Genomic DNA, 21183 nt, shown 5'->3' with positions numbered 1-21183 from the left:
CACCATCGCGGGTCAAGCCCGCTTCCACGCGATCGGTGGGAGCGGGCTTGACCCGCGATGGTTTTCGGCGGTCAGCTACGAAAACGTGGCAGCGGCCGCTCGATGTTCAGCGAAGTCAGGGTCTTGCGCACTTGCGCATCCTCGGCCTCCAGCGCCTTCAGGCTGGCGCGGATCTTCCCGGCGGCAGGCACATCGCCCTGGCGGTCGATCCAGTCGGCGATCTCCTTGCAGGCACTGCTCAGGCAGGCCTGGCGCTGGCTCATCAGCGACAGGAGCGTGGTGATTTCTCGTTCGGACATGACGCGATCCTCCATTCAGCCCCTTGAGTGTAGCAGCGCCCGGCCAGGCTGCTCGTAGCCGATGGCCAGTGCCCAGGCCGCCATCGCACAGACAAACAGCGTCCCCCCCATAGCCTGGCAAGCACCCGCCAGCAGCAGTCCCGCTCCGATCTGCAGGTAGTAGAACAAGCCGAACAACGCACCCGCCGTGCCACGGCAGTCGGCGTAGTCGACCAGCGCCGAGCCCAGCACCAGCGGAATCGCCATGGCGAAGGCGAACATCACCAAGGCCATGGCCAGCACCGTCCACAGGCTGTCGCCCAGCCCCAACAGTGCCAGCGCCGCCAGCAGGTCGAGCAGGCACGCCAGGCGCATCAGGCACGCCATGGCCACCCCGCGTTGCAGCAACCATGCATTGAGGCGCGCGCCCAGCAGCGAGCCGAGCGCCAGCGCCGCGCCGGAGTAGCCCATCCACGGGCTGGCACCGAGGCGCTCGAAAACAAACGGCGCCAAGCTGTACCAACTGAACACACTGATGTTGAACACCGCCACCAGGGCGCTGGCCAACAGCACACGACGGTCACGCAGCAGGCGCCGCAGCACCTGACCGAACGCGGGCGTTGCCTGCGTGGCGGGGCGTGTCTCGGGCAGGCCACGCCAGCTCCAGCCCAGCAGCAGCGCGGCCATCAGCAACTGGCTGGCGAGTACGCCGTGATAGCCGAACAGCCGGTCCAGCCAGGCACCGCTGACCAGCCCCAGCGCCGGGCTGAGCGCCAGGCATACGCCGATCAGCGAGAACACCCGGGCCAGATCAGGGCCGGCATGGCGATCGCGCAGGACGGTCTGGGTCACCACGGAGCCCACCGCTGCGGCGAACGCCGCCACGATCCGCGCCAGCAGCAGTTGGCTGAAGTCGGTCGCCAGCAGCGCTGCCAGTGCTGCACCAGCGTAGAGCAGCAGCCCGGCAAGCATGGTCGGGCGCCGCCCCCACAGGTCGCAGGCACGCCCCCAGGCTAGCACCCCGGCGGCAAAGGCGAAAAAATACAGCGACAGGGTCAGCGAAGCCTGGGCAGGGCTGACGGCGAATGCTTCGGCCAAGGAGACCAGGGCAGGGCTGTAGAGGGTTTCGGCAACCTGAGGAAACATCAGCAGGGCGGTGGCCAGGGCCAACCAGGAACGGGAAAGCATGGGAGTGAACGCCTTGCAGCACAAACGAATGGTCATGGTAGGGACGTTGTGCCGTGGGCTATTATCGCGACTCTGCTGATCTATCGTTGAAATCGGACAATTACTGCCATGGCCTGGTTAGCCCCCGACGCCCACTTCGATCCCGATGCATTCGATGCGTCGGTAGTGGGCATCTGCTCGGCCCTGGGCGACCACGACTCCGGGCGCCACCGGCATGGCCGCGGACAGCTGCTGTTCACCCGTCAGGGCTGCGTGCGTATCCAGACGCCCGGGCGCCTGTGCCTGTTGCCGCCGACCCAGGCAGCGTGGATTCCGGCAGGGCTGGAGCACCGCGCGCGCATGCGCGAAACGGTGGACTATCGCTCGCTCTACTTCAGCACCGCGCTCAGCGTGGGGCTGCCCGGCGAGGTGACGATCATCAGCGTCAACCCGATGCTGCGCGAACTGCTCGAACGCATCGCCCAGGCGCCGTTCGACACGGCCTGGGACCAAGGCGACCAAACGCATTTGCTGGCGCTGTGTCTGGGTGAGTTGCGCCTTGCACCTCACCAACCGATGTTCCTGCCATTGCCTGGCGATCGGCGCCTGGCCGGACTGGTCGAGCGACTCGAGCGCCTGCCGCCGGCGTTGGGTGAACTGGCGCAACAAGTCGGTGCCAGCGAGAAGACCATCAGCCGCCTGCTGCGCCGGGACACTGGCATGTCCTATCAGCAATGGCGCCAGCAGTGGCGGCTGTTGCGTGCGCTGGAGCAGCTGGCATTGCAGCGGCCACTGGGCGCTATCGCCGACGACCTGGGGTTCGCCAGCGACAGTGCGTTCATTGCCTTCTTCCGCGGCATGACCGGCACCACGCCAGGGGCCTGGAACCGTGGCGCGGCTACAGGCCCAGACAGGCCTGGCGATAGGCCCCCGGCGTAACGCCATAGGCCTGCTTGAACTGGCGGCTGAGGTGGCTCTGGTCGGCGAAGCCCAGGGTCACGGCGACCTCCAGTGCCGGCAGGCCGCTGCGCAGCAGCTCGCGGGCACGGGCCAGGCGGCGCTGCTTGAGCCAGGCGTGGGGCGGCAGGCCGGTGGCCTGGCGGAACACCCGGGCGAAGTGGAACGGCGACAGGTTCACCGCCGCCGCCAGGGCTTCCAGCGAGGGCGGCTCGGCCAGTTGGCTCTCCAGCAGCTCGCGGGCACGAGCCACGGCCAGTGGCTCGTTACCGGGGGCGGCGGGTTCGGCGCAGTGGCCGTGGCGTTGCACCAGCGCCAGTACCGCCTGGCGCCAGGCGGTCTGCTGCTCCAGGGCGCTGGCGCAGGACTCGGACAGCTTGTGCAGCTGGCTGAAGGCGGCGGCCAGGGCCGGGTCCTGGATCACGCTGTCCTTGAACCGGGGCAGGCCGTGGCGGCCCAGTTCCAGTTCGTCGAGCACGCCGCTGACCCGCTCGTGCTCGGGGTAGAAGCCACGGTAGCGCCAGCCGGCCTCGTGGGCGGTGGCGCCGGTGTGCAGTTCGTCGGGATTGATCAGCACCATGCTGCCCACCGGCGCCAAATGCTCGCTGCCGCGGTGCCAGAAACGCTGGGCGCCGGACTCGATCACGGTGAACACGTAGCCTTCGTGCACATGTGGGGCGAAGCGCTGCTGGATGTAGCGGGCGTGCAGCATCTCGACGTCGCCGAGGGCGGGCGCCTGCCACAGGTGGGCCTGTTCGCGCAGGGGCGTGCTCATGCCAGCCAGCTGCGCAGAAGGAAGAAGATCAGCATGCTCGCCAGCATGCTCAGCAATACGCTGCGGGTCAACAGCACCAGGGCGATCGCCACCACCGAGCCGAGCAGGTAAGGGTTGAGCGGGCTCAACTCAAGCTGGTGGCCGGGCAGGAAGATGATCGGCCCGCAGATCGCGGTGAGCATGCCGGGCACGGCGAAGCCGAGGAACTGCCGCGCGTTGGAGCTCAGGCGCAGCGGCAGGCGTGGTTCGAGGAAGGCGTAGCGGTTGAGAAACACCACCGCGCCCATGGCGACGATCAGCAGCCAGATCATGAGCGGCCTCCGGAGAATTTCTGGCAGACGAACCCGGCGGCCATGCCCAGCAGGCCGGCTGCCACCAGGGCAGTTTCCCAGTGCCAGTAGCTGAACAGCACCGAGCAGAACAGCGACACCGCCACGCACACCACGGTCGGCAGGTTGCGCACCAGCGGCGCGATCAGCGCAACGAAGGTGGCGACGATGGAGAAGTCCAGGCCCAGCTGGTCCAGATGTGGAATGTTCTGGCCGAGGATGATGCCGGCGAGGGTGAACAGGTTCCAGGCCACGTAGAAGGTCAGGCCGACCCCAAGGGCGTACCAGCGGTTGAACTGCTGCTGGTCGTGGTGGCTGGTCAGGGCGAAGAACTCGTCGGTAAGCAGAAAGCCCAGGCCCAGGCGCCAGCGGGTCGGCAAGCCGGACATCACCGGGCGCATGGACAGCCCGTAGAGCAGGTGCTGCGAGGTCAGCAGCAGGGTGGTGAGCAGGATCGACAGCAGGTTGGCGCCGCCCTTGAGCATGCCGATGGCCACCAGTTGCGCGGCACCGGCGAAGACAATGGCCGACAGGCCCTGGCCTTGCCAGGCGCTGAGGTTGGCTTCGATGGCCATGGAGCCGGCCAGCAGGCCCCAGGGCGCGACGGCCAGGGACAGCGGCAGGATGGCGATGGCACCATGGAGAAAGGCGTGGCGGGCGAGCGGAGGGCTGGACATGGGAACGACAACGAATCGACAGGGCAGGCCAGCATGACAGACAGCTCCGAGGGTGGCTTGAACGATCTTGCTTTGTTGTCGCCGCTCCCCAAGCTTTGCGCAATCCCTGTATGAGACCGCGGTTGTGGCTTCAGCGCAGCTCGACCTGCGCGCACAGCCCGCCTTCGGCGCGGTTGCGCAAGGTCAGGCTGCCGCCCATGGCCTGGGTCAGTTGCTGGGCGATCGCCAGTCCCAGTCCGGTGCCGCCAGTGCTGCGGTTGCGCGAGCCTTCGACCCGGTAGAACGGTTTGAGCACGTCGTCGAGCTCCGCCTCGGGAATCCCCGGGCCATCATCGAGCACACGGATCAGTGTCACGCCGTTCTCGCAGCCCACCTCGAGCTGCGCGGCGCCGGCGAACTTGAGGGCATTGTCCACCAGGTTAACCAGTACCCGGCGCAGGGCATGGGGGCGGGTTTGCAGGGTAGCCTGGGCGCTGCCGTGGCGGTCCACCCGGGCGCCGCTGTCCTGGTAGTCGAACACCAGGCTGTCGAGGAAGGCGTCGAGGTTGACCCGGCATGGCGCCTCGGTGCCGCTGTCCATGCTGCGGGCATAGGCCACGCCTTCGCGCACCAGGTGCTCCATGGCGTCCAGGTCGTGCGCCAGCTTGTCCTTCTCGTGGCCGTCGTCCATCTGCTCGACGCGCAGCTTCATGCGCGTGATCGGCGTCTGCAGGTCATGGGAGATGGCAGCGAGCAGCTGCATGCGTTCCTTGAGGTAGGCGCCGATGCGCGCCTGCAGCGCGTTGAAGGCCACGGCGGCGTAGCGCACCTCGCGTGGGCCGCTTTCGTCCAACTGCGGGCCGGGGCTATTCGGATCGAGGTTGTCCACCGCCTGGACCAGGCGGGTCAGCGGGCCGATGGCCAGGCGCACCGCCAGCCAGGTACAGGCCAGCAGCACCGCCAGCTGGATCAGCAGCACCACCGGCAGCCAGGTGGCCACCGGTACCGGGGCGGGGGTGACGTCGATGGTCAGCGGCGCGCCGTCGGCCAGGCGCAGGTGGGCCTGGAAGTGCGCGTTGGGGCCGGGAATCTCCTGGAAGGTCAGGGCGTAGCGGTCGCCGATGGCCTTGACGATGGATTCGGCGGCCATGGGTGGGTCCGCGCTGGGCATGGCTTCGCCGGGCAGGCCGCCGTCCAGGCGGTAGCGGTAGGTGCGCCGCTCCAGGCGCGACAGCCAGGCCGGCCGTTCGGCGGCGGGCAGGCGGTCGAGGATGGCCACCGAGGTCGAGACGTCCAGCTCCAGGTTGCTGAGCATCATCGAGCGGCTGCTGATAAAACGTTCGTAGGCTTGCAGGCTGAACGACAGGCCGTAGGCCAGCACCAGCCCGGTGAAGAAGATCAGGGCCAGGCGCGAGGCCAGGGTGCGCGGCCATTTCATGCCGGCGACCCCAGCAGCTGTACCGGCAGCGAGAACACGTAGCCCTCGCTGCGCACGGTCTTGATGCAGGTGGGTTCGCGGGCGTCGTCACCCAGGCGCTGGCGCAGGCGGCTGACCAGCAGGTCGATGGAGCGGTCGAAAATGTCCGCCTCGCGTCCCTGGGTGAGGTTGAGCAACTGTTCGCGGCTGAGCACCCGCTGCGGATGGTCGAGGAATACCCGCAGCAGGCGGTACTCGGCGCCCGACAGCGCCACCAGGGTGCCTTCGTTGTCGAGCAGGTGGCGGGCGGTGGTGTCCAGGCGCCATTGGCCGAAGGCGATCAGCCGGCTGCTTTCGCTGATGGTGAGGTTCGGCGGCAGCATGCGCGTGCGGCGCAGCACGGCGTTGATCCGCGCCAGCAGCTCGCGGGCGGAGAACGGCTTGGTCAGGTAGTCGTCGGCGCCCATCTCCAGGCCGATGATGCGGTCGGTCTCGTCGTTGCGCGCGGTGAGCATCAGCACCGGCGTGTTGCGGTGCTTGCCGGCGCGCAGTTCGCGGCACAGCAGCAGGCCGTCGTCGCCGGGCATCATGATGTCGAGGACGATCAGGTCGACGGCGTTGTTTTCCAGGAAGGCGCGCATCTGCCGGCCATCGGCAACGATGCTGGTGCGCAGGCCGTTCTTCTTCAGGTAGTTGCCGACCAGTTCGCGGATCTCGCGGTCGTCGTCGACGACCAGGATGTGATCGGCGTGTTCCATCGGGATGTCCTTGTACGTGGGGAATGGGCGCAGTGTACCGAGCGGATCCGGACTTGCCTGCCCAGGTTTGTATTGCAGTGTATCTGTTGGCGGCACAGATACAGGAAGAAGCACGAAGGGCACTGGGCGGACACAAGCGGGATACCTGGCAGGCGTGAAATGGCTCTCGACCGGGGAGTGAAGCCTCCCCACACAAGACCTCGTATCAGGAGACACGCCATGACTATCAAGACCCTCGCCAGCGCCGCCCTGTTCGCCGTGCTCGGCCTTGGCTCCCTGGCTGCCCAGGCCAGCAGCAGCTCGCTCAATGACGCCAGCGTGATGCAATACCGCTACGGCGACCGGCTGGACGTCAAGAAGGTGCTGTCGGTCAAGGACGAGCGCAGCAATGCCTGCGGACCGGTGCAGACCCGCATGGACTACCTCGATTCCCAAGGCAAGCCGCAGAGTGTCGAGTATCGCTCCTACGCCACCAGTGGTTGCCATGACAACTAAGGCGCGCGACAAGCGCCGCCTGCTCAAGGCCGGCGGCGTGGCCCTGGCCCTGCTCGGACTGGGCCTGGCTGGCCACCTGCTGGCCCGCGACAGCTACGGTCCCATGCCGTCGCTGGCGGGGGCCGAGCAATGGCTCAACTCGCCGCCGCTGGATGGTCCGGCGCTCAAGGGCAAAGTGGTGCTGGTGGACTTCTGGACCTACGACTGCATCAACTGCCGGCGCAGCCTGCCCCATGTCAACGACTGGGCGCGGCGCTACGGCGAGCAGGGCCTGGTGGTGGTCGGGGTGCACACGCCGGAGTACGACTATGAGCGCGATGTGGGCAATGTACGGGCACAGGTGCAGCAGTTGGGGATCGGGTACCCGGTGGCGGTGGACAATGGCTATCGGATCTGGAACGCCTGGGGCAACCAGTTCTGGCCGGCGCATTACTTTGTCGATCGCAAGGGGCAGGTGCGTCATGTGCACTTTGGCGAGGGGGATTACGCGGGGCAGGAGCGGGTGATTCAGGCGTTGCTGGATGAGCAGGGGTGATCCGTTGCCTGCTCCGGCCCTGTCGCGGGGCCGGATCACTCGCCCAGCCGCTGCTCCCGCGACGGCGGATAACCAAAATACGCCGCATAGCACTTGCTGAAGTGCGACACCGAGACGAACCCGCAGGCCACCGCCACCTCCATCACCGATAGGTCCGAATACTGCAGCAGCCGCCGGCTCTTGGTGATGCGCAGTTCCATGTAGTAACGCCGGGGCGAGGTGCCCAGCTGGGCCTGGAACAGCCGGTCGATCTGCCGCCGCGAGCGCCCGGAGTAGACGGCCAGCTGATCGAGGCTCAGGGTTTCCTCGAGGTTGTTCTCCATCAGCTCGACGATGGTGCGCAGGTGCAGGCTCATGGACTTCTTCGCCCCGGGCCCGACCTGGCGATAGCGCGCTCCGGAGAACGACAGGATCTCCTCGACGCCTTCGGCCAGGGCATCGCCGTACAGCCGCCGCACCAGGCCGAGCATCAGCTCCATGGCGCCGTTGGGGCTGGCGGCGCTCAGGCGGTCGCGGTCGAGGGTGAAGCTGGCCGGGGTGATGCGCGTCTGCGGGCTGATCTCGGCCAGGCTGGCGCGCTGCTCGGGGTGCACGCTGCAGCCGTAGTCGTCGAGCACCCCGGCACGCCCGAGGAACCAGGCGCCGTTCCATAGCCCGGCGAGGGTCATGCCGTGGCTGGCGCAGTCGGCCAGCAGGCGGTCGAGGTCGGGGTATTTCAGCGGTGTGCGCAGGCCGCCGCAGATCACCAGCAGGTCGAGGTCCTGCAGGCTGCGCGGTTCGAGCGGGCTGGCCACCAGCTCCAGGCCCAGGTCGCTGAGCACGCGATCGCCCGCCAGCGACAGCGGGGTGGAGGTGAAACTGTCGGCGCGCAGCAGGTTGGCGGTGACCAGCACGTCCATCGCCACGGTGAAGCTGGCCATGGAGAAGTGCTCGAGCAGGACGAAGTCCACGCGATAGGGACGCTGGCTGCCGGCGTCACCGGACTTGAGCCGCAGCATGTTGCTGGTGCTGGTCTTCTTGCTGAACTGGCGTGGCGTGGGCACTGCGGACTCCGCTTCCTGGCTGGCGGGGACGAGTGTGCGGTGAGGCGCGGGGAAAGACAACAGGGGCGCTGGCTGGCGCCGAAAGCACAGCGCCCCCTCCGGAGGGGGCGCCGGTCATGCAACGCGGGACTTAGAAGTCGCCGCGCAGGGTGAACATGTAGCTGCGCGGTGTACCGTAGGTGGTGCCGCGGGTCCAGTAGCCCATCGAGTCGAAGTACTTGCGGTCGAACAGGTTCTCGACGTCCACGCCCACGGTCCAGTGCTCGTCGAGCTTGTAGGCGGCGCGCGCGTCGAAGATCGCCCGGCCGCTGTTGTAGGCTTCGTTGCCCTTGTCGACGTAGGAGTTCTGCGCCGAGACGCCGCCACCGATGCTCAGGCGGCTCCACTCGCCCGGCAGGGTGTAGTTGGTGTTCAGGCGCAGCATGTGTTTCGGCGTCTGCGCGGAGATCGGGCCGCCGTCGGAGGAGCTGGTGGTGTTGTAGGTGTAGCCTGCAGCCACCTGCAGGCCTGGCAGCAGTTCACCGCTGGCCTCCGCTTCGAAGCCCTTGCTGCGGTTGATGCCGTCGCTGTTGAGCCAGCAGCGCAGGCCCGGATCTGTTGGGCAATTGCCGCGGTTTGGTTCATCTTGTACCGCAACGTCCTCCTGCTCGATGTAGAACACAGCGAAGGACACGTTCAGGCGCTTGTCGAACAATTCTCCCTTGATACCTGTTTCATAGTTTGAGCCAACCGAAGGGTCCAGCATGCTTCCACCGACTGTGCGGTAACCTGCTTGTGGCAGGAAGATATCCGCATAGCTGGCATACCAAGACCATTGGTCGTTCAGGTCATAGATGGCGCCGACAAAGGGCGTGAATTCGTGATCCTGGCGGTTGGTCGTTACCTGTGGACCGTTCCATGCGTCGGTCTTGTACCAGCTCAGGCGCCCACCCAGTACAAAGCTCAGGTCCTTTGTCATGCGCAGACGCGTGCTCAGGTAGGTGCCGTAGCGGGTGTCGATGGTATCGTCTTTATAGTCCCAGCCCTGACGCGGGAGCTGAGGTATGTTGCTGTGGTCGGGGTTGTAAACATCAAGCGGGATAGAGCTATCCAGATAGATGGCTGCTTCCTTGTCGTTCATCTTGCGCTTGGACCAGTTGGCGCCCAGGGTCACTGTGTGGTTTAGGCCAAAAGCCTCGAATTCACCGTCCAGGTGGCCATCAACGGCGTTGGAGGTGGCGTCGAACTTGTGATAGTTGACGTCGTTGACCATAGGCCCTGTTGGGCTGCCGTACTCAAGCGTGTCGCGCGCGCTCCACTCGATGGCACTGCGGTTGTAGCTGCTCTCGGTGTGGGACAGCGCCAGTTTGCCGCTCCAGTTTTCGTTGAAGCGGTGGGTGAGGTCGGCAAAAACTTCGTCGGTCCGGGTTTGCAGCTTTGCCCAATCCTGGCCCAAAAACGTCGAGCGCTTGAGGTGCGGGTTACTGCCATCGGGGTTGTTTGGTAAGCCCAGCACGCTGTAGCCGTCGATGCGTGAAGTCTGGCGGCGCAGCCCCACTCCAAGGGTGGTGGCATCGTTCAGATCCGCCTCGACAATGCCGTACAGCAGAGGACGCTTGGACGTGGTGACATCGGTAAAGTAGCCACGGTCTTCATAGGAGGCGACCATACGGCCGCGTAAGGTACCTTCCGGGTTTAGCCGGCCGCTGGCATCCAGGTCCAGACGATAGTTGTCCCATGATCCGGCGCGGGTAATGACCGAAAAGCGTGGGTCGTTGGTAGGACGCTTACGTACCAGGTTGACCGCTCCTCCAGGGTTACCCGCGCCCACCAGCAGTCCCGAAGCGCCGCGCAAGACCTCGACCCGATCAAACATCGCCATATCCGGAGTCATCCAGCCGGTGTAGGCATAAGCCTGTCCGGGCACGCCATCGACCATATAGCTTTCGTCGGTGAGGTCGAACCCGCGAGAGCTGAAGTGATGGTTACCATAACCACGATTAGCACGGGTGATGCCAGGGGTCTGGGCCATCACCTGGTCCAGAGACACAAGGTTCTTGTCGTCCATCAGCTTGCGGGTGACCACTGTCACCGACTGCGGCGTTTCACGCAGCGACTGCGCGGTCTTACCAATAGTCACTGCACCGGTGGTATAGGAGTTGGTACCTTCAGTGGTGGCACCCAGCACCTGGCCGTTGATGGTGGTAGCGTCCAGGGTCATGGCCGAGCCGGACTCCGCCGCACCGCTGATGATCAGTGTGTTGTCCTGCACGCTGTAGCGAATCCCGCTGTTCCGGAGCAGCTCCCCAGCTGCCCGGGTTGGCGAGAAGCGGCCCTTGACCGGGCTGCTGCGCAGACCCTGGACGGTCTCGGGGCTGAACAGCACCTGCAGGTTGCCCTGGCGACCCAGCTCTTGCAGGGCACTGGCCAGCGACTGGGCCGGGATGTCGAAGTCCTGCTCCTGGGCCTGCACCTGGGCGGCCAGCGGCAGGGACAAGGCCAGGCCGAGGGTGGCCATGGCCGGGGAAGAGCGCAGCATCCGGCGCAGCATCAACGCTTTGCTCAAAGGGGTCAGGGTGTTGGCTGGTATTGGCATTTTTATGCTCTGGCTCAAGGTACGCAAAGTAAATGAAAATTATTCCGTTGCGAGTAGGACGCATGCGAATGCCAAAACCGGAAAAATAATTATTACGGTTGGTAGAGGCGTGACCTGCGACTTCCCTGTGGGCAGGGTTGATTCGGCGTGCGGCAATAGGGGAACGAGCGGTGCGACGGGGAATTTAAGCGGCGGGCGGCGCCAGGGCGCCGCCCGTGAGAGGGCGTCAGGCGGGCAGGGCGGGTTCCTGGTTGCGCTCCACCAGGATCTTGCCGCTGTGCATGCGCACCAGCTGGTCGGCCACCGGGAAGTAGCGGTCGTCATGGGAGATGACGATGATGGTCTTGCCCTGCTGCTTCAGCTCCGGCAGCAGCTCGGTGTAAAACACCCGGCGGAAGGCCGGGTCCTGGTCGGCGGCCCACTCGTCGAATACCAGCACCGGACGCTGGTCGAGCCAGGCGTTGATCAGCGCCAGGCGCTTGCGCTGGCCGGTGGACAGGTCGGTGGTGGTGAAGCTGCCGTCGCGGATCCCGACCTTGTGCGCGATGTCCAGGCGTTCGAGGTACTTGGCGGCCTCCGGTGGCAGCTCGGCGAGGCCCGGCAAGGGTTCGTCGAACAGGTAGTAGTCGGCGAAGATGGTGGTGAACAGCTGGCGGTAGTCGTCCAGGTGCTGCGGCGTGACCGTCTCGCCGTTGAGGCGGACCTCGCCCTGCTGTGGGGTGTACAGGCCCAGCAGTAGCTTGATCAGGGTGGTCTTGCCGCAACCGTTCTCGCCGACGATGAAGACGATGTCGCCCTGGCGGATGGTCAGGTCCACCGGGCCGAGATGGAACGGCTGGCTGCCCTCGACTTGGGGATAGTCGTAGCGCAGCTGGCGCAGTTCGATGGAGGCGACCTCGGTCACTTGCGGTACGCGGTCGCTGACCAGCAGGTGCGGCTCGGGCGATGAGAAACGCTGGGACAACTCGGCGATGCGGCGCAGGGCGATCTGCGCCCGGCTGATGCTCGGCAGGTTGTTGATCAGTTGTTCCAGTGGTCCCTTCATATACAGCATCACCAGCACAAAGCCGCCCAGCACGGTGCGGTCGGTGCTCGGCCACAGGGCCTGGAAGGCGATGGCGATGCCGATCACGGCGAAGAACAGCATCGAGCCGAAGGTCTCGGCGCTGACAAAGATGTTCGCCGCGCGGATGTTGGCCTTGCTGATGCGCTCGGTGGCACCGTGGATCAGCTGGTCGTGCATGTGCTGGCGGCGTTTGCGCTGGATACGCAGTTCCTTGGCGCCGCCAGAGAGGGCCTGGTAGTGCTTCTGCAGCTCGTCCTCGTTGTTGCGCGCGGTAAGGATGTTCTTCATGCCGTAACGGTGGGCGAGGAACTGCGCGCCGGTGCCGATCACCACGGTCAGCACGGTGACCAGCAGGATTTGCCAGGACAACAGCGCCAGGTAGGACAGGCAACCGAGGGTGACGGTGAAGGCGATGACCATCGGCGCCACCGACAGGGCGAAGGCACTGATGGTGCTGACGTCGTTGAGCAGCACCGGGATCAGGCGGTGGGCGCGGTAGCGCTCCAGTTGCGCGATCGGCGCCACCAGCACCTTGGCGGCCAGCTCGCGGCGCAGGCGCGCCACCACCTTCTGACCGACGTAGTTGGTCAGCAGGTTCGAGCCGGTGGAGCAGGCCAGGGTCAGCAGGCACAGGCCGCCGAACAGCAGGGCGGTGCGGGTGTCCGGCCCGCCAGCGGCGTTCATCGCGCTGTTGATGGTGGCCAGCAGGGCGGTGACGCTCAGGCCGCTGACCACGCCGAGGGCCGCCGAAAGCGCGACCAGCATCCAGAACGGCTTGAGTATCCGCAGGGTTTCCTGGGCGAGGCTGGGGGTCGTGGACGTCATGGAGTCATCTCGTGAGTATTCGTTGGCGCAGGGCGGCGGACCAGGCCCTGATCTTGGTAGACGAGAGGGTTTTGCGCGGATTTAGTGGCGAGGCGGATCCGGCGCCGGGGCGCCGGAGGCAGGGCGGGCGTTACAGCTCGCGGGCGACACGGAAACCGATCCAGTCGCCGCGCAAGGTGGAGCTGCGCTCGTTGCGGTTGCCCGAACGGGAGAAAATCGGTGCCTCGGTGTAGTCGTTGCCGCGGATCACCCGGCGGTCCTCGCATTCGCTGCTGTTGGTCTGCGGGCTGCCGTCGGTGGGGGCGGTGGCGTAGCTGTCGACGTAGCAGTCGCGGGTCCACTCGTAGACATTGCCGTGACCGTCGTAGACGCCGTAGGCGTTGGGCGGGAAGCTGCCGACGGGCGAGGTGAAGGAGAAGCCGTCCGTGGGACCGTAGGTGTTGGCGTGCTTGGAGATCTGGTACTTCTGCTCGTCGTTGTCATCGAGCGGGAAGGGGAACGGCCCGGTGCTGCCGCCGCGTACGGCGTATTCGCGCTGGGATTCGCTGAGCACCTTGTAGACCTTGCCGGTCTTCTTCGACAGCCACGAGGCGTAGGCCTCGGCCTCGTGGAAGTTCAGGCACACGGCGGGCTGGCGGTCGCCCTGCTGGTAGCGCGGCACGCCGGCGATGCACTCGCGGCCCGGGCGGGTGTCGCCGTTGGGGACCTTGTAGCCGCTGGCCTTGAGGTAGGCCTTCCATTCCCCGTTGGTGATCTGGTAGCGGCTGACGGCAAAGGCGTTCTTGAACGTCACTTCGTGCAGTGGGCCCTCGTCGTCCTGGCGACCTTTTTCGTCATCCGGGGTGCCCATCATGAAACTGCCGGCGGGCAGCACCACCATTTCCGGGCAGGTCTTGGCGCAGTCACGGAACACCGTGCCGGGTTTGTGCGCGGGCGCCGCGGCCAGGGCCGGCAGGCTGCAGGCGACCAGCAGGGCGGCCAGGGTGAGGCGGTTCAGGGGGGCGGTCATGGGGAAGCCTTGTTCAGGGTTGCTGGGCAGACAGCGGGAGTTCGTGCTGATGGACGAAATGAACGAGGCGATGTTTAAGGGTGGTTTTGTAACAAGTGTCTGACGGGATAGGTGTGGCGCCTATGAGATCGAGTGCCGCGCGGGCGGCGCTCGATCTCGAGAGCGCTGCAAGGCTACGGTAAAGCGCTAACGGCTGAACTCAAGCCAACTCAAGCCAGATCGGCGCATGGTCCGAAGGCTTCTCCATCCCCCGCAGTTCATAGTCGACCCCGGCGGCCTTGACCCGTGGCAGCAAGCCCTGGGAGGCCATGATCAGGTCGATGCGCAGGCCGCGCTTGGGCTCGTCCTCGAAGCCGCGGCTGCGGTAGTCGAACCAACTGAAGCGGTCGGCCACTTCCGGGTGCAGGTGGCGGAAGCTGTCGACCAGACCCCAGCCCTTGAGCCGCTCCATCCACTCGCGCTCCTCGGGCAGGAAGCTGCACTTGCCGGTCTTCAGCCAGCGCTTGGCATTGTCCGCGCCGATACCGATGTCGCAGTCCTGGGGCGAGATATTCAGATCGCCCATCACCACGACGGGCTGGTCATTCTTGAACTGCCCTTCGAGCAGGGCCTGCAGGTCGCTGTAGAAGCGCTGCTTGGCCGGGAACTTGGTGGGGTGGTCGCGGCTTTCGCCTTGTGGGAAGTAGCCGTTCATGATGGTGATCGGCGTGCCGTCGGCATCGGCGAAGGTGCCCCAGATGAAGCGGCGCTGGGCGTCCTCTTCATCGCCGGCGAAGCCCTTGGACAACGACAGCGGCGCCTGTCGCGAGAGCAGGGCGACGCCATAGTGGCCTTTCTGGCCGTGGTAATGCACGTGGTAGCCGAGCGCCTCGACGTCGGCCAACGGGAACTGATCGTCGCTGACCTTGGTTTCCTGCAGGCCGATCACGTCCGGCTGGTGTTTGTCGATCAGCGCCGCCAGCTGGTGCGGACGGGCGCGCAGGCCATTGATGTTGAACGAGACGATCTTCATGGAAAGATGATCCTGGTAAAAAGCCACGGATGCTAGCCGACATCGCCGGCCACGGCCAGCATGGCGCCGCGCGGCGGGCGCTGCTAACGTGCTGGAGGAGGTGAACCCAGCGCCGGAATCTGGCTCCAAGGCACTGTACGCCCATTCCAGGAGGACTGCCCGCAATGCCCGACGTCATCGCCGCCCCGGCCCGGACCTGCCTGCTCGACGCCGGCTACGCCCGTGAGGCGCGTTCGCTGCTCTACCATGCCTATCGTCACGAGCCGACCTTTGCCTGGCTGTTCGAGGGCCAGCGTCCCGGCTACGAGCGCCGCCTGCGGGTGATGGTGCGCGAGTGGGTGCGCCAGCACTTCTATCTGCAACTGCCGGCGATCGGCCTGCTGCTGGAGGACCGCCTGATCGGCCTGGCGCTGATCGTGCCGCCGCAGCGGCGCTTGGGCGTGGCCGACAGCTGGGCTTGGCGCCTGCGCATGATCCTCGGTACCGGCCTGCGCTGTACCCGGCGCTACCTGGACTACCAGGCCGCGCTGGCCGGCTGCCTGCCGGGCGACAATGTCCACGTCCTGCCGTTGCTGGGCGTGCACCCGCAGTTCCAGGGCCAGCATTATGGGGAGCAACTGCTGCAGGCCGTGCACGACTGGTGCGCGGAGGACGCCAGCACCGAGGGTGTGGTGCTGGACACCGGCAATGCGCACTACCTGGCGTTCTACCAGCGCCAGGGCTATGAGGAGATCGGCGAGATCGCCGTAGGGCCGATCCGCGAACGGGTGTTCTTCCATCCCAATCCGCGCTCGTCGAGGGTGACGAACCTGTGACAGGCGTTTGCCGACAGCCCTCTTGACCCCTTTGCTCTGGTAGCATGCCGCGCATGACGTATTCAGGAAGACTTGGCTGGGGCCTGCTGTTGCTGGCCGCCAGCTCCATGGCATGGGCGCAGAGCGAATTGCTGGTGCGGGTCAAACCCGCCAACAAGGCGCTCAAGTCCAATATCGAAGGGTATATCGGCAGCCTGGGCGACCGCGACGAAGAAGCGCTGCTGCGTTTCAGCCGGGGCGCCGAGGAGCAGACGCGCAAGGCGGCCCAGGCCCTTGGCTACTACCAGGCGCGGGTCGAGACCGAGGTCAAGCCCGCAGGCGACAAGGACAAACCCGCGCAATTGATCATCCGGGTCGAGCCCGGCGAGCCTGTGCGTCTGCGCAACGTGACCGTGCGCATCGACGGGCCGGCCAGCGAGCTCAAGGTCTTTCGCATCCCCGACAGCAAGGCGCTGCGCCCGGGCGAGCAGCTCAACCACGGCACCTACGAGGATGCCAAGCGGCTGATCCAGAACCAGGCGTCGCGCTACGGCTTCTTCGCCGGGCGCTTCGAGCGCCAGCGCCTGGCGGTGGACCCGCAGGCCGGCGTGGCCGACATCGAGCTGGTCTACCAGAGCGGCCCGCGCTACCGTCTCGGCGCGGTGACCTTCGGCGGCGACGCGCCGCTGGACAACGACCTGCTGCAGCGCATGGTGTCGTTCAAGCCCGGTACCCCCTATGACTCAGAGCTGATCGCCGAACTCAACAACGACCTGCAATCGAGCGGCTACTTCGACAGCGTGCGGGTGGATGCCGCGCCCACCGCCGCGGTGGGCGAGGACATTCCGGTGGACGTGCGCCTCGATACCCGCAAGCCGCGTACCCTGGGCCTGGGCCTGGGCTTTTCCACCGACGTCGGGCCGCGTGGCAAGGCCAACTGGACCCGTCACTGGGTGAACCCGCAGGGCCACAGCTACGGCTGGGAAACCGAACTGTCGGCGCCCCGGCAGAACGTCGGGCTGTGGTATGACGTCCCGCTGGATCCGCCGCTCACCGACAAGCTGCGCTTCGCTGGCGGCTACCAGAACGAGGAGATTTCCGGTACCGACACCTTGAGCAAGCTGCTCACCGTCGGCCCCGAGTGGCACAGCAAGCTGCCCAGTGGCTGGCAGCGCGTGATCTCGCTCAAGTACCAGCGTGAGGAGTACCGCCTGGGCGACGACTCGGGGCTGAGCAACCTGTTGATGCCGGGTGTCAGCTTTTCGTACCTGCGCAGCGACAACCGCATCGATCCGCACAACGGCTACCGCCTGCAGTTCGACCTGCAGGCGGCCAAGGAAGGCCTGGGTTCGGATACCAACCTGATCCATGGCAACGTGCTGCTCAAGGGCCTGACCACGCTGGGCAAGCGCCATCGTTTACTGGGTCGCGTGCAGTTCGGCGGCAGCGCCACCAACGGCTACCAGCAGAACATCCCGCCGTCGCTGCGCTTCTTCGCCGGTGGCGACCAGAGCGTGCGCGGCTACGACTACCAGTCGCTGTCGCCGAAGAACAACCAGGGCGACCGCATCGGCGGCCGCTACCTGGTGGCCGGCAGTGCCGAGTATCAGTACTCGATCGCGGAAAAGTGGCGCCTGGCGACCTTCGTCGACCAAGGCAACTCGTTCAACTCGCTGGAGTTTCCCAGCCTCAAGACCGGCGTCGGCATCGGCGTGCGCTGGGTGTCGCCGGTGGGGCCACTGCGCCTGGACCTGGCCCGCGCACTGGATGACGACGGTGGTTTTCGCTTGCACTTCTCCATGGGGCCCGAGCTTTGATGCGTGTGTTCAAACCGATCCTGCTGGTACTGGCGGGCCTGCTGGTGCTGATCGTCCTGGCGCTGGGGCTGGTGCTCGGCACCCAGGCGGGCAGCCGCTGGGCGCTGGCGCGGGTGCCGGGGCTCGAGGTCAGCGATTTTACCGGCCGCCTTGGCGGCAACTGGCAGGCCAGCCTGTTGCGCTGGTCTGCTGGCGACGATCGGGTCGAGCTGCTGGCGCCGCAGTTGGCCTGGTCGCCGGCCTGCCTGCTGCGTGCGACCCTGTGCGTCGAACGCTTGCAGGCCGAGCGCATCGACATGGCCTTTGCGCCGGGCGAAGACCAGCCCGACAGCGGTCCGCTGCAATTGCCAGCATTGAACCTGCCGCTGGCCATCGAGCTGGGCGAGGTCAAGGTTGGCCAGTTGCGCCTGGATGGCAGCGACCTGCTGGGCGACCTGAGCCTGGCGGCCCACTGGACCGCCAGCGGGCTGCGGGTGGACAGCCTGCAACTGCGCCGAGACGATCTGCACCTGGACGTTCAAGGTGACCTGACGCCACGGGGTGACTGGCCACTGCAGCTGCAGGGCACGCTGCAACTGCCGACGGTGGATGGCAAGCCGTGGCAACTGGCCTTGAACGCCAAGGGCGAGCTGCAGAAGACCCTCGTCATCGAGGCCACCAGCAGCGGCTACCTGGACGCCCGGCTGAACGGCGAATTGCAGGCCCTGGCCGAGCATTTGCCGGCCCGCCTGAGCATCCGTTCGCAGGCTTTCAAGCCGGCCGGCGAGTTGCCCGACACCCTGCAATTGGACCAGCTCAAGCTTGACGCCCAGGGCGACCTGCTCAAGGGTTATCAACTCTCAGGCTCCGCCACCTTGCCCGCCGAGCAAGGGCCGGTGGGCCTGGTGCTGGCCGGCAAGGTGGACGCCAAGGGCGCCCGAATCGATGCCCTTGACCTCAATGCCAGTGACACGCAGCGCCTCAAGCTGCAGGCCAGCGCCGACTGGCAGCAGGACCTGAGCGCCGACGCCAGCCTCGACTGGCTGGACTTCCCCTGGTTGCGCCTGTATCCGCTGGAGCAGGCGCCCCAGGTCACCCTCAAGCGTTTCAACGCCCAGGTGCAGTACCGCGGCGGTAACTACAAGGGCGCGTTCAACGGCGATCTGGACGGCCCGGCGGGGGCCTTCACCCTGGCCAGCCCGTTCGAGGGCGACCTGGGCCAGGTACGCCTGCCGCAGCTGCTGCTCAGCGCGGGGCAGGGCAAGGCCGCGGGCAGTGTCGCCTTGCGCTTTGCCGACACCCTGGCCTGGGATGTCGACCTGCAATTGTCGGCGCTGGATCCGGCCTATTGGCTGGCGGAGCTGCCGGGCACCCTGGCCGGTCCGCTGCGCAGCCAGGGCGAGCTCAAGCACGAGCAGTTGGCGCTCAAGGCGCAACTGGACCTCAAGGGCCGCTTGCGTGGCCAGCCGGCGCTGGTCAAGGTAGACGCCGAGGGCGCCGGCGAGCGCTGGACCCTGGGTAGACTGGCGGTACAGCTGGGAGACAACCGCATCACCGGCAGCGCCAGTCTGCAGCAACGCCTATCCGGGCGCATCGACCTCGACCTGCCGCGCCTGGGTCAGCTCTGGCCTCAACTGCAAGGGCAGGCCAAGGGCCGCCTGGACTTGGCCGGAACCCTGGCTGCGCCCCAGGGCACCCTGGCCCTGCAGGGGCAGCAACTGGGCCAGGCCGACAACCGTGTGCAGCGCGTGGACCTGGACGCACGGCTGGACAACGCCCAGCGTGGCCAACTGGCGCTCAAGGCCGGCGGGATCCGTTTGGGGGACACCGCCCTGGGCAGCCTCGACGTGCAAGGCAAGGGCGATATCCGCCAGCAGGCTGCGACGCTGGCGCTCGACGGCCCGCAACTCAAGCTCGACCTGGCGCTGGACGGCGCCTTGAGCAAGGGCGACTGGCGGGGTCGCCTGGCCAGCGGTCGCATCCAGGCCGGCGGCCAGGATTGGCAGCTGCAGGCGCCGGCGCGTCTGCAGCGCCTGGCCAGCGGCCAGCTCGACTTTGGCGCCCACTGCTGGCGTTCCGGCCAGGCCAGCCTGTGCGGCGAAGACCAGCGCCTGGCGCCGGAGCCGCGCCTGCGTTACCACCTCAAGCAGTTCCCGCTGGATAGCCTGGCGCAGTGGCTGCCCAAGGACTTCGCCTGGCAGGGCCTGCTCAACGCCGACATCAACCTCGATATCCCGGCCAGCGGACCCAAGGGCAGCATCCGCATCGATGCCGGCGGCGGTACCCTGCGCGTGCGCGACAAGGACCGCTGGATCGATTTCCCCTACCAGGTGTTGCGCCTGGACAGCACCCTGGCGCCGCGCCGGGTCGACACCCGCGTGGATTTCCGTGGCGAGCGCCTGGGCGAGGTGAACCTGAGTGCCCGCATCGACCCGCTGGGCCGCAACAAGCCGTTGTCCGGCGACTTCCGCCTGGCCGGGCTCGATCTCTCGGTCATCCGCCCGTTCCTGCCCATGGTCGAGCGTCTGGCCGGCCAGCTCAACGGCAGCGGGCGCCTGTCGGGCAGCCTGCTCGCACCCCAGGTCAATGGCAACCTGGCCTTGAGCGGCGGCGAAGTCAGCGGCGCGGAACTGCCGATCAGTCTCGAGGACCTGTCGCTGCAGGCACTGATCGCCGGCGAGCAGGTGCAGTTGAACGGCAACTGGCGCAGCGGCGCCGCTGGCCGTGGGCAATTGGCCGGTCACCTCACCTGGGGACAGGCGCTGGGCATGGACCTGCGCCTGCAGGGCCAGCAGCTGCCGGTCAGCGTCGAGCCGTACGCAGCGCTGGAAGTGGCGCCCGACCTGACCATCCGTCTGCTGGACGAGCGCCTGGCGGTGACCGGCAAGGTGCTGGTGCCCAAAGGCAAGATCACCGTGCGCGAACTGCCGCCGTCGACGGTCAAGGTCTCGGATGACACGGTGATCGTCGGTCACCAGACCGAACAGGGCACGCCGCCGATGGCGGTGGCCATGGACATCGATGTCGAGGTCGGCAGCGAAAAACTGTCGTTCAAGGGCTTCGGCCTCACCGCCAACCTGCTGGGGCATGTGCATATCGGCGATAACCTCGACACGCGCGGTGAACTGAGCCTGGCTGACGGGCGCTACCGGCAATACGGGCAGAACCTGACCATCCGCCGCGCTCGCTTACTGTTCGCCGGGCCCATCGACCAGCCGTACCTGGACATCGAGGCCATCCGCCAGGTCGATGACGTGATTGCCGGCATCCGCCTGAGCGGCAGTGCCGAGCAGCCGACCACCAAGGTGTTCTCGGAGCCGGCGATGAGCCAGGAGCAGGCATTGTCCTACCTGGTGCTGGGCCGTCCGTTGAACAGCTCCGGCGAGGACAACAACATGCTCGCCGAGGCGGCGCTGGGCCTGGGCCTGATGGGCAGTGCCGGCCTCACCGGCGGCCTGGCTTCCAATCTGGGCATCGACGACTTCCAACTCGACACCCAGGGCACGGGCAACAAGACCAGCGTGGTGGCCAGCGGCAACCTCACCGAGCGGCTCAGCCTGCGCTATGGCGTCGGCGTGTTCGAGCCCGCCAACACCATCGCCTTGCGCTACAAACTCAGCAAGAAGGTCTACCTCGAGGCCGCCAGCGGCCTGGCCAGTTCGCTGGATATCTTCTACAAGCGCGATTTCTAAACCA

18 protein-coding genes are annotated in these 21183 nt (G+C 66.5%); 6 read left to right on the top strand and 12 right to left on the bottom strand.

From position 1 onward, the window contains the following. Positions 1–71: 71 nt before the first annotated feature. The gene (locus AC25MA_RS23670) at positions 72–299 is read right to left on the bottom strand and encodes a hypothetical protein (RefSeq protein WP_023630605.1); all 228 of its coding nucleotides are present in this window, start codon (positions 297–299) and stop codon (positions 72–74) included. Between the two features lie 15 nt (positions 300–314). Beyond that, complete coding sequence (locus tag AC25MA_RS23665) at positions 315–1466, bottom strand: MFS transporter (RefSeq protein ID WP_236179846.1); 1152 nt, start codon at positions 1464–1466, stop codon at positions 315–317. 108 nt (positions 1467–1574) lie between these two features. Between AC25MA_RS23665 and AC25MA_RS23660 the strand changes: the two genes are divergently transcribed. Beyond that, complete coding sequence (locus AC25MA_RS23660) at positions 1575–2384, top strand: AraC family transcriptional regulator (RefSeq protein ID WP_486972450.1); 810 nt, start codon at positions 1575–1577, stop codon at positions 2382–2384. Here the strand turns inward: AC25MA_RS23660 and AC25MA_RS23655 are convergent. The 5 genes from AC25MA_RS23655 to AC25MA_RS23635 form a co-directional block, all read right to left on the bottom strand. Next, positions 2344–3177 (bottom strand): AraC family transcriptional regulator, encoded by an 834-nt coding sequence (locus tag AC25MA_RS23655; protein ID WP_028690722.1) that lies wholly within the window; start codon positions 3175–3177, stop codon positions 2344–2346. The two genes, AC25MA_RS23660 and AC25MA_RS23655, sit on opposite strands and share 41 nt — an antisense overlap. Then, the gene (locus AC25MA_RS23650) at positions 3174–3488 is read right to left on the bottom strand and encodes an AzlD domain-containing protein (protein WP_062363273.1); all 315 of its coding nucleotides are present in this window, start codon (positions 3486–3488) and stop codon (positions 3174–3176) included. The genes AC25MA_RS23655 and AC25MA_RS23650 overlap by 4 nt, the downstream gene beginning before the upstream one ends. After that, a complete protein-coding gene (locus AC25MA_RS23645) occupies positions 3485–4183 on the bottom strand; it encodes an AzlC family ABC transporter permease (RefSeq protein WP_028690724.1) in 699 nt (232 codons plus the stop codon). Before AC25MA_RS23645 ends, AC25MA_RS23650 begins: the two co-directional genes overlap by 4 nt. 130 nt (positions 4184–4313) lie before the next feature. Continuing rightward, positions 4314–5600 carry a sensor histidine kinase gene (locus AC25MA_RS23640; RefSeq protein ID WP_028690725.1) on the bottom strand — a complete coding sequence of 429 codons (1287 nt, stop codon included), beginning with the start codon at positions 5598–5600 and terminating at the stop codon, positions 4314–4316. Then, the gene (locus AC25MA_RS23635; RefSeq protein ID WP_062363268.1) at positions 5597–6337 is read right to left on the bottom strand and encodes a response regulator; all 741 of its coding nucleotides are present in this window, start codon (positions 6335–6337) and stop codon (positions 5597–5599) included. The genes AC25MA_RS23640 and AC25MA_RS23635 overlap by 4 nt, the downstream gene beginning before the upstream one ends. Before the next feature lie 219 nt (positions 6338–6556). Between AC25MA_RS23635 and AC25MA_RS23630 the strand changes: the two genes are divergently transcribed. Both AC25MA_RS23630 and AC25MA_RS23625 read left to right on the top strand, forming a co-directional pair. Further along, complete coding sequence (locus tag AC25MA_RS23630) at positions 6557–6832, top strand: DUF2790 domain-containing protein (protein ID WP_028690727.1); 276 nt, start codon at positions 6557–6559, stop codon at positions 6830–6832. A 19-nt stretch (positions 6833–6851) separates the two neighbouring features. Then, positions 6852–7367 (top strand): thioredoxin family protein, encoded by a 516-nt coding sequence (locus AC25MA_RS23625; protein ID WP_028690728.1) that lies wholly within the window; start codon positions 6852–6854, stop codon positions 7365–7367. A gap of 35 nt (positions 7368–7402) precedes the next feature. Here AC25MA_RS23625 and AC25MA_RS23620 read toward each other — a convergent pair whose 3' ends face one another. The 5 genes from AC25MA_RS23620 to xthA form a co-directional block, all read right to left on the bottom strand. Then, complete coding sequence (locus AC25MA_RS23620) at positions 7403–8410, bottom strand: GlxA family transcriptional regulator (protein ID WP_028690729.1); 1008 nt, start codon at positions 8408–8410, stop codon at positions 7403–7405. Positions 8411–8540: 130 nt separating this feature from the next. Beyond that, a complete protein-coding gene (locus AC25MA_RS23615; protein WP_486972449.1) occupies positions 8541–10985 on the bottom strand; it encodes a TonB-dependent siderophore receptor in 2445 nt (814 codons plus the stop codon). Positions 10986–11211: 226 nt separating this feature from the next. Further along, entirely contained in the window at positions 11212–12876 is a 1665-nt protein-coding gene (locus AC25MA_RS23610) for a cyclic peptide export ABC transporter (protein WP_028690731.1), read from the bottom strand. Positions 12877–13006: 130 nt separating this feature from the next. After that, positions 13007–13885, bottom strand: a complete 879-nt coding sequence (locus tag AC25MA_RS23605) for a formylglycine-generating enzyme family protein (RefSeq protein ID WP_062363260.1) — start codon at positions 13883–13885, stop codon at positions 13007–13009. Positions 13886–14084: 199 nt separating this feature from the next. Beyond that, positions 14085–14897, bottom strand: a complete 813-nt coding sequence (gene xthA / locus AC25MA_RS23600) for an exodeoxyribonuclease III (RefSeq protein ID WP_062363258.1) — start codon at positions 14895–14897, stop codon at positions 14085–14087. Positions 14898–15061: 164 nt separating this feature from the next. Between xthA and AC25MA_RS23595 the strand changes: the two genes are divergently transcribed. The 3 genes from AC25MA_RS23595 to AC25MA_RS23585 are packed head-to-tail and all read left to right on the top strand — an operon-like array spanning position 15062 to position 21179. Then, on the top strand, positions 15062–15712 hold the full coding sequence (locus tag AC25MA_RS23595) for a GNAT family N-acetyltransferase (protein ID WP_028690734.1): 651 nt from the start codon (positions 15062–15064) through the stop codon (positions 15710–15712). 53 nt (positions 15713–15765) lie between these two features. Then, on the top strand, positions 15766–17508 hold the full coding sequence (locus tag AC25MA_RS23590; protein WP_486972448.1) for an autotransporter assembly complex protein TamA: 1743 nt from the start codon (positions 15766–15768) through the stop codon (positions 17506–17508). Continuing rightward, a complete protein-coding gene (locus AC25MA_RS23585) occupies positions 17505–21179 on the top strand; it encodes a translocation/assembly module TamB domain-containing protein (RefSeq protein ID WP_486972447.1) in 3675 nt (1224 codons plus the stop codon). Before AC25MA_RS23590 ends, AC25MA_RS23585 begins: the two co-directional genes overlap by 4 nt. The last annotated feature ends 4 nt before the right edge of the window (positions 21180–21183 follow it).

This window comes from Pseudomonas sp. P65(2024) (genome assembly GCF_057480955.1).
This window is presented reverse-complemented; position numbering and strand designations above follow the sequence as displayed.

What these genes read in the sequence shown, in the direction of transcription:
- AC25MA_RS23595 (WP_028690734.1), top strand. Translation starts at nt 15,062, where the DNA reads ATGCCCGACGTCATCGCCGCCCCGGCCCGGACCTGCCTGCTCGACGCC.
- AC25MA_RS23615 (WP_486972449.1), bottom strand. Translation starts at nt 10,985, where the DNA reads ATGCCAATACCAGCCAACACCCTGACCCCTTTGAGCAAAGCGTTGATG.
- AC25MA_RS23665 (WP_236179846.1), bottom strand. Translation starts at nt 1,466, where the DNA reads ATGCTTTCCCGTTCCTGGTTGGCCCTGGCCACCGCCCTGCTGATGTTT.
- AC25MA_RS23630 (WP_028690727.1), top strand. Translation starts at nt 6,557, where the DNA reads ATGACTATCAAGACCCTCGCCAGCGCCGCCCTGTTCGCCGTGCTCGGC.
- AC25MA_RS23590 (WP_486972448.1), top strand. Translation starts at nt 15,766, where the DNA reads ATGACGTATTCAGGAAGACTTGGCTGGGGCCTGCTGTTGCTGGCCGCC.
- AC25MA_RS23610 (WP_028690731.1), bottom strand. Translation starts at nt 12,876, where the DNA reads ATGACGTCCACGACCCCCAGCCTCGCCCAGGAAACCCTGCGGATACTC.
- AC25MA_RS23655 (WP_028690722.1), bottom strand. Translation starts at nt 3,177, where the DNA reads ATGAGCACGCCCCTGCGCGAACAGGCCCACCTGTGGCAGGCGCCCGCC.
- AC25MA_RS23645 (WP_028690724.1), bottom strand. Translation starts at nt 4,183, where the DNA reads ATGTCCAGCCCTCCGCTCGCCCGCCACGCCTTTCTCCATGGTGCCATC.
- AC25MA_RS23670 (WP_023630605.1), bottom strand. Translation starts at nt 299, where the DNA reads ATGTCCGAACGAGAAATCACCACGCTCCTGTCGCTGATGAGCCAGCGC.
- AC25MA_RS23650 (WP_062363273.1), bottom strand. Translation starts at nt 3,488, where the DNA reads ATGATCTGGCTGCTGATCGTCGCCATGGGCGCGGTGGTGTTTCTCAAC.
- xthA (WP_062363258.1), bottom strand. Translation starts at nt 14,897, where the DNA reads ATGAAGATCGTCTCGTTCAACATCAATGGCCTGCGCGCCCGTCCGCAC.
- AC25MA_RS23635 (WP_062363268.1), bottom strand. Translation starts at nt 6,337, where the DNA reads ATGGAACACGCCGATCACATCCTGGTCGTCGACGACGACCGCGAGATC.
- AC25MA_RS23660 (WP_486972450.1), top strand. Translation starts at nt 1,575, where the DNA reads ATGGCCTGGTTAGCCCCCGACGCCCACTTCGATCCCGATGCATTCGAT.
- AC25MA_RS23605 (WP_062363260.1), bottom strand. Translation starts at nt 13,885, where the DNA reads ATGACCGCCCCCCTGAACCGCCTCACCCTGGCCGCCCTGCTGGTCGCC.
- AC25MA_RS23640 (WP_028690725.1), bottom strand. Translation starts at nt 5,600, where the DNA reads ATGAAATGGCCGCGCACCCTGGCCTCGCGCCTGGCCCTGATCTTCTTC.